General features: G+C 50.1%; 5 protein-coding genes. 2 read left to right on the forward strand and 3 right to left on the reverse strand.

Annotated features, from left to right (window positions below; all coding sequences use genetic code 11):
• Positions 1-65: 65 nt before the first annotated feature.
• Genes BM231_RS25840 through BM231_RS25850 form a run of 3 tightly spaced genes read right to left on the reverse strand, consistent with a single transcriptional unit; the run spans position 66 to position 4,130 of the window.
• Positions 66-1,610 carry a BCCT family transporter gene (locus tag BM231_RS25840; RefSeq protein ID WP_093524178.1) on the reverse strand — a complete coding sequence of 515 codons (1,545 nt, stop codon included), beginning with the start codon at positions 1,608-1,610 and terminating at the stop codon, positions 66-68.
• Positions 1,611-1,647: 37 nt separating this feature from the next.
• The gene (locus BM231_RS25845; RefSeq protein WP_093524180.1) at positions 1,648-2,679 is read right to left on the reverse strand and encodes a membrane dipeptidase; all 1,032 of its coding nucleotides are present in this window, start codon (positions 2,677-2,679) and stop codon (positions 1,648-1,650) included.
• Complete coding sequence (locus tag BM231_RS25850) at positions 2,679-4,130, reverse strand: aldehyde dehydrogenase family protein (RefSeq protein WP_093524182.1); 1,452 nt, start codon at positions 4,128-4,130, stop codon at positions 2,679-2,681. The genes BM231_RS25845 and BM231_RS25850 overlap by 1 nt, the downstream gene beginning before the upstream one ends.
• Before the next feature lie 105 nt (positions 4,131-4,235).
• On the opposite strand from BM231_RS25850, the gene BM231_RS25855 reads away from it, so the two are divergent.
• Positions 4,236-5,117: a LysR family transcriptional regulator gene (locus BM231_RS25855; protein ID WP_093524184.1), complete on the forward strand. Its 882-nt coding sequence runs from the start codon at positions 4,236-4,238 to the stop codon at positions 5,115-5,117.
• Positions 5,118-5,943: 826 nt separating this feature from the next.
• Positions 5,944-6,959: NfeD family protein (locus BM231_RS25860; RefSeq protein WP_159438002.1), on the forward strand; the 1,016-nt coding region annotated here is incomplete at its 3' end.

Raw genomic sequence — 6,959 nt, forward strand, 5'->3', positions numbered from 1 at the left:
CCTCTGGACAATCCGAAGCTTAAATTGCCCGAGCCATATTGGATATATGTGCTCGGGCAATTTGCTTAGCTGTCTCTTCCTTTCGCTATTGTGATGCGCAATGCATCCCAAAGTGACGGAATGAGTAGCAAGGATACTGGTACTGCGGTGATGACGATAAAGCTTTGCAACTTTGAGACACCGCCAGACCCTACTGAAATCAGGATTATTGCCATCATACCCATTGCAATGCCCCAGAACACACGAACTGCCATAGATGGTGTTCCGCTCTTGGACATGGTGACAGAGATGACGTAGGTCATAGAGTCACCTGTTGTCGCCACGAAAATCGTTGTCAAAACCAAGAAGAGGATAGAGACAAAGAAGCCGAGCGGCAGCTGCTGTGTAATCGCCAAAAGTGCAGCTGGAAGGTTGAAACCTTCAAAAGCAGTCGCAATAGAGCCAGCCTGCTGAAGTTCAAATGCAATTCCTGAACCGCCAACAATCGTGAACCAGAAGTTTGTGACAATCGGCGCGACAATGGACAGCATGATCACGATAGAGCGAATGGATCTGCCACGAGAGACACGCGCGATGAACATTGCCATCAACGGGCCATATCCCATAAACCAGCCCCAGAAGAACACAGTCCACCAGCCAAGCCAACCCGGCTCACCAAAGACACCAGCTTCACCGCGGTAAAGCGCCATGCCAAAGAAGTTGCTAAGATATGTTGCAAAGCCTGAAAAGAAGCTGTTGAAGATGAAGGCTGTTGGGCCAGCGAGCAAGACGAAAAGCAGCAGACCGGCAGCCAGAATGACATTCAGGCGGCTGAGAAGCTGGATACCTCTGGAAAGACCGGAGATGGCTGAAATCGTATAGAGCGCGACCAGGCCAGCAATCACAACGGCTTGTGTTGTAAACCCATCTGGAATGCCAAACAGATCACTCAGACCGTAACTGACTTGCAACCCGAGGAAGCCAATCGGACCCACGGTTCCAGCAACCACAGCAATGATACTTGACGCATCTGCTATGAGACCAATTGGACCGTTGATCGCTTTGTCGCCAAACACTGGGTAAAGCAAGGTCCGCGGTGCGAGTGGCAATCCTTTTTCATAGTGATAATGCATCAGCATCACGGTACTCAAAGAGCCAAGGATCGCCCAGGCCAGAAAGCCCCAATGCATAAAGCTTTGTGCCATGGCTGCATCCACGGCAGCATCCGTGCCGGCTTCTGCGCCAAACAGTGGAGGCGATGACAGGAAGTGCGCCATTGGCTCACCCGCAGCCCAGAAGACACCGCCACCTGCCAGCAGGGTGCACATGATCATTGCGCCCCACTGGAAGACCGTAAACTCTGGCTTTGCCAGGTTGCCCATAATTGCCTTGCCGCCCGGCAATACACAAAGGATCAAGCCCAATAGAAACGTCGACAGAAGCAGCACCTGCCAAAACAAGCCGAAGTATGTTGCAGAAATATTGAAGCCCCAATCAACAAATGCAGATAATACATCGAGATTGATAAGTGCGACTAAGCAGAAGAGCACGATAAAGCCACCTGTAATCGCAAGCAGCGGCATATTGGTATCGTTAGCGTCCTCTACAGATTGCTTGGTAATGTCCGTCATGTTTCCCTCCCTGGTGACGGCAATGCAGCATGTTCAGTTAAGCTGAACAGTTCTTCTTCAACTCCGATGGGGGTGAGTTAAGCAGCCTCTTTTCGGCTGGCGCTGCGTGAAAACTGCTTTCATAAAAGCAGTACCAATTTCGGCCCATGATCCCTGCAGTTTCCTCCTCATTGAAACCGACAGTTCTCAAACCTTTTTCAAGGTTGCCAAAATCTTTGTTGCTCTCGAACCATATAGGCATTGGCGGGAAGCCCGGCGCGCTCGCCGATCCCTCACCGTAGTCCGTCTCTTTTGTCCAACGCCCCATACGCATCCATTCCACGATGCTATCTGGCTGGTCCTGGCAAAGGTCAGAGCCTATGCCCAAATGCTGTGCACCAAACTTCTCGGCAGTCCGCGCAATCATCGTGCAGAAGCTTTCAAGCGTGCACGCCGATTTGTCTTTGAGGTGATGCGGGTAAAGCGAGAAGCCCAGCATTCCGCCATTTTGCACAACGGCCTGAATAACATCATCTTTCTTGTTACGCAGCGCAGGTGCCCAATCAAACGGATTGGCATGCGTGATTGCGATTGGCCTTTCAGAGTAATCCGCAGCCTCAATCGTCGACCGGTCGGCAGAATGGCTCATATCCACGACAAGCCCGACCCGGTTCATCTCCCTCACAACCTGTTTGCCCATCCGGGTAAGGCCGGTATCTTCAGCTTCATAGCAACCTGTGGCAAGCAACGACTGGTTGTTGTATGTCAGCTGCATGAACCGCGCACCAAGGCGGTGCACAATCTCAACGAGGCCGATATCATCTTCAATCGGGCTTGGGTTTTGGAACCCAAAGAGGATTGCTGTGCGGTTGGTTTCGCGTGCAACATCAATATCAGCGGCCACATAAGCGGGCATAATGAGGTCAGAGTATTGCTCAAACCAGCGGTTCCACTGCTCAAAATTGAGCACTGTCTCGCGAAAATTCTCATGATACGCGATCGTTACATGAACAGCGTCTAATCCCCCTGCCCGCATTTGCCGAAAGATTTTCTCAGACCAGTTGGCATATTGAAGATTGTCGATCCACATCACACAGGAACTCCGGATGAGATGTAGGAAGTTTTGACGATGGTGTAGAAATCCTTCGCGTGGGAGCCCTGCTCTCGTGGGCCATACGAGCTGTCTCCACGACCACCAAATGGAACGTGATAGTCAGTACCAGCTGTCGGCAGATTAACCATCACACACCCTGTACGTGCGTTTCTGCGGAAATGGGTTGCCCTTGCAAGGTTTTGCGTCACGATGCCTGATGTCAGTCCGAAATTGGTGTCATTAACGGTTGCGAGCGCTTCATCATAACTGCCAACCTTTATGACTGCCGCCAATGGAGCAAACATCTCTTCACGGTTGATTTTCATGGAATTGTTCGAGTTCAGGAAGACACCGGGAGACATATAGAAACCCTGTGTCGGCATCTCCAGACGCTGCCCACCACATGCGAGCTCAGCACCTTCGGACTTACCAAGCTCAACATAAGCCAGATTTTCGTTGAGTTGTTGTTCAGAAACGACCGGACCAATCTGAGTTCCCGTCTGCAATGCATGGCCAACCTTCATGGCTTTTGTGCCAGCAATGAGCTTCTCAACAAATGCATCATGAATGGCTTCGTGGACAACCAGACGGGAAGAAGCGGTGCACTTCTGCCCTGTTCCGCCAAACGCCCCTCCGATTGCTAAAGATACAGCCAGATCAAGGTCGGCATCATCCATGACTGCAAGAGCATTTTTGGAGCCCATTTCCATCTGAACACGTGTGAAATTCTGAACAGCTGCTGATGCTATGCCGCGACCAACCGGAACAGAGCCCGTAAAGGAAATCGCATCGACCTTTGGGCTTTCAACCAAACGCTGACCAATGTCACGACCAGAGCCCATGACCAATGAGAAGAGGCCTTTGGGTATGTCTTGTCGCTCAATAATCTCTGCCAGAGCGACAGCAGAAGCAGGCGTCAAATTTGCCGGTTTCCAGACAACAGCATTTCCAAATGCAAGCGCTGGAGCAATCTTCCAGGAAGCCGTTGCTGTTGGAAAGTTCCACGGAGAGATGATCACAACAACGCCAACAGCTTCCCGACGGACATCAACCTCGATACCATCCCGCACTGAATCTGCGTTGTCACCGATCTGACGCAGTGTTTCAGCTGCATAGTAGGTGAAGAACTGGCCCGCTCGGTAGACTTCGCCCTTACCTTCGGCGAGCGGTTTACCTTCTTCACGAGAAAGCAGAGTGCCGAGTTCCTCTGCACGCGCCATCATCTCTGTACCAATCGCATTCAGCACGTTGTATTTGCGCTCAATGCCATAAGCGGCCCACTCCGCCTGAGCAATGCGTGCCTGGTCCAAGGTCGCTTCCAGCTGATCAGCAGATGCCTGCGCAAACAGACCAACAAGATCACTCAGATCCGATGGGTTCCGGTTCTCAACTTCGCTTGTGCCAGCGGTCCAGTTTCCTGCAATGAGATTCAGTTTTGTGTCGACCATGTGATCTGCTGCCTATTCACCCGTAGAATTACTGAGCAGACTATGGACACATGACTCAAATTCAGTCAAAATCAAATTTCTGTAATTTGTTTCAGGAAAATTGAAATGCAGATCAAAATTGAGATGCTTCGTTGCTTCGTCGCTGTTGCACGAACCGGCAACCTTAGTGATGCAGCCGAGGTTCTTGGGCGCACACCTTCAGCACTCTCCATGATGCTAAAACAACTGGAAGAAAATCTGGGACAATCATTGTTTGAGACTGATCGTAAGAACCGGCTCTCAGCGCTTGGATCTTTCGTTCTGGAGCAGGCAGAGCGGGAACTTTATCAATTTGACGGCATGGTTCAGGACATTGTGAACTTCGCAAAAGCAAAAAGCGGAAAAGTGCGGTTGGCCGCCGTTCCATCTGTTGCAAACACAATCATGCCGGAAGTCATTGCACGGTTCCTTTCTATGCGCCCTGATGTTCACATCGAACTCCGCGATATGGATTCTGCTTCCATCCTACGCGAGCTGGCAAAAGACCGTCTTGATCTGGGCATTGCCTCCACACAGGGCCACGCCACTTCGTTTCACACTCAAACTCTCTTCTCTGACCGCTTTGGTATTCTGTGTCACAAGTCGAGTAATTTGCTTCTAAAAGATCAAGACTTGAGTTGGGAAGACTTGAAAGGGGAACGCTTGATTGCAAACAATCTGTCTCAGTCGATTCAGGTTTCAGCTTGTCAGAGGCTACACGCTGAATCTGGTCTAAAAGTCCATAACATAACATCATTGATAGCAATGATCCGTAATAAGGTCGGCATTACTATTCTACCTGAGACAAGTGCTCAGATACTCAACACAAACGAGATCAGTTTTGTTCCGCTCCCAGGAGCAGGCTTTCAACGAGAAATTGAACTTATCAGAAAATCAGAAACACCTTCATCCCCAGCAGCAGAAGAGCTGGAGCGGACAATTCTCACATTCATTCAAGATAGAAAGTAAGTTATTTCCAAATACGAAAGAAACAACAGCACCCTCTATAACGGTCGCCTCAACCCTTGATCGAAATACTCAGATGTCTGCTCATAGCCCTAAAGTCAGCAATAGCTTGAGGTTGAACTGGTTTTCTGCGTCGCAGCGAACGGCAACAAAGTCTGCAGAACAGTTGTTCAAGCGCACCTCATAGAGAGTTCACTTTGGGGATCAATAGGCGCCTAATAAGTTTGAGGCTTCATTGCTCTGGCAGAAGTCTGGGCTATTTTATACGTCTCTTGAATACGCCTCATTTAGGCAAGTGCTGGACTATGCCTATCATTTGGACGGGCTTGGTCGATGCTTGGAAGTTTGAAACTCTTTCCTCTGACACCTAATCAAACTGATTTGAGAACAAATAAATTACCGTTCAAATGCAAACAGTTTGGAGATGTCTTAAGTCCTCAGAAACTGTCATATTCACCAACTTCTCTATTCTCTGCGTTATATGTCAGTATAGGTGCAGATAATTTGCTGAGCACCATACCAGCAACTCTTACTTGATTATGTCGTTACCACGTTTCCTTATGTACGTGGCGTAGGTATCTGAATGTAACCATCTAAAAGCAGAACGCACCGTGAAATGTTACTAACGGCCACAAGAACGAAATGGCAGATTGCAAATCTTAAAGATTTAGGATTTGCGTGTATTCGGTGTGTCTTTTTTCAGGTAATTCTAATTGGCGGTTTCTTCATTTTTGCGCTTTGCACCACGAGCTACGGTGCCGCCCAAACGGATCGGACAGCTTCGCTCATCCGTATTGAAGGGCCTATAGGACCGGCCACTGCTGACTATGTGACACGTAGCCTCCAATCCGCTCAGGAAAATGGGGCCACGCTTGTCATCCTCACCTTAAACACCCCTGGCGGCCTCGACACCGCGATGCGCACCATCGTTCATGCCATTCTGGCATCTCCGGTTCCAGTTGTTGGGTATGTTGCACCAAGCGGTGCACGTGCGGCCAGTGCTGGAACCTACATTCTCTACGCATGCCATATTGCTGCCATGGCACCGGGGACCAATCTAGGTGCAGCAACACCGGTTCAAATAGGCGGTGGTTTTCCCGGATCTGGAAGCTCCGACAACGAAGAGGATGAAGAGACAAGTACGGCCCCTTCCTCCTCCGTCAAAGCTATCAGTGATGCGAAGGCCTACATCAAGAGCCTCGCTCAGTTTAGGAACCGAAACTCAGAGTGGGCGGAAAAGGCGGTCAGCGAAGCTGCCAGCCTAACCGCGGTCGATGCTCTTGACGAAGGGGTCATAGATTTGATTGCCGATAATCAAACCGATCTTTTGCGGCAAATAAATGGGCGGTCTGTGGAATTGCCGGCAGGACAGGTTAGCCTCAATACTGATAGTGTGACGATTATTCCGCTGGAGCCAGATTGGCGAACAAAGTTTCTTTCTGTCATCACCAATCCGAATGTTGCCTATATCCTATTTCTTATCGGCATCTACGGCATTGTCCTAGAATTTTACAGTCCGGGCATTTTCATCGCCGGGATCACAGGTGTAATCTGCCTGCTCTTAGCGCTCTACGCCTTTCAGCTGCTACCAGTCAGCTATGCCGGACTGGCTTTAATTCTTGTCGGACTTGGTCTTATGGTCGGTGAAGCGTTTGCGCCCAGCTTTGGCGTACTCGGACTGGGTGGCGCCACCGCCTTTGTGCTGGGTTCAATCATGCTGATCGACAGCGATACTCCCGAACTGGAGGTGTCCCGCATGCTGGTTGGGTCGGTTGCAGCCGTTAGTGCCGGTGTTTTTCTCTTCATTCTTTATCTTCTCATGCGCTCGAAGGGCCGTGCTGTCGT

The sequence above is a fragment of the Pseudovibrio ascidiaceicola genome (assembly GCF_900114245.1).
GTDB lineage: Bacteria > Pseudomonadota > Alphaproteobacteria > Rhizobiales > Stappiaceae > Pseudovibrio > Pseudovibrio ascidiaceicola.

Coding starts and splice junctions, on each gene's coding strand:
- BM231_RS25840 (WP_093524178.1), bottom strand. CDS start 1,610: ATGACGGACATTACCAAGCAATCTGTAGAGGACGCTAACGATACCAAT.
- BM231_RS25845 (WP_093524180.1), bottom strand. CDS start 2,679: ATGTGGATCGACAATCTTCAATATGCCAACTGGTCTGAGAAAATCTTT.
- BM231_RS25850 (WP_093524182.1), bottom strand. CDS start 4,130: ATGGTCGACACAAAACTGAATCTCATTGCAGGAAACTGGACCGCTGGC.
- BM231_RS25855 (WP_093524184.1), top strand. CDS start 4,236: ATGCAGATCAAAATTGAGATGCTTCGTTGCTTCGTCGCTGTTGCACGA.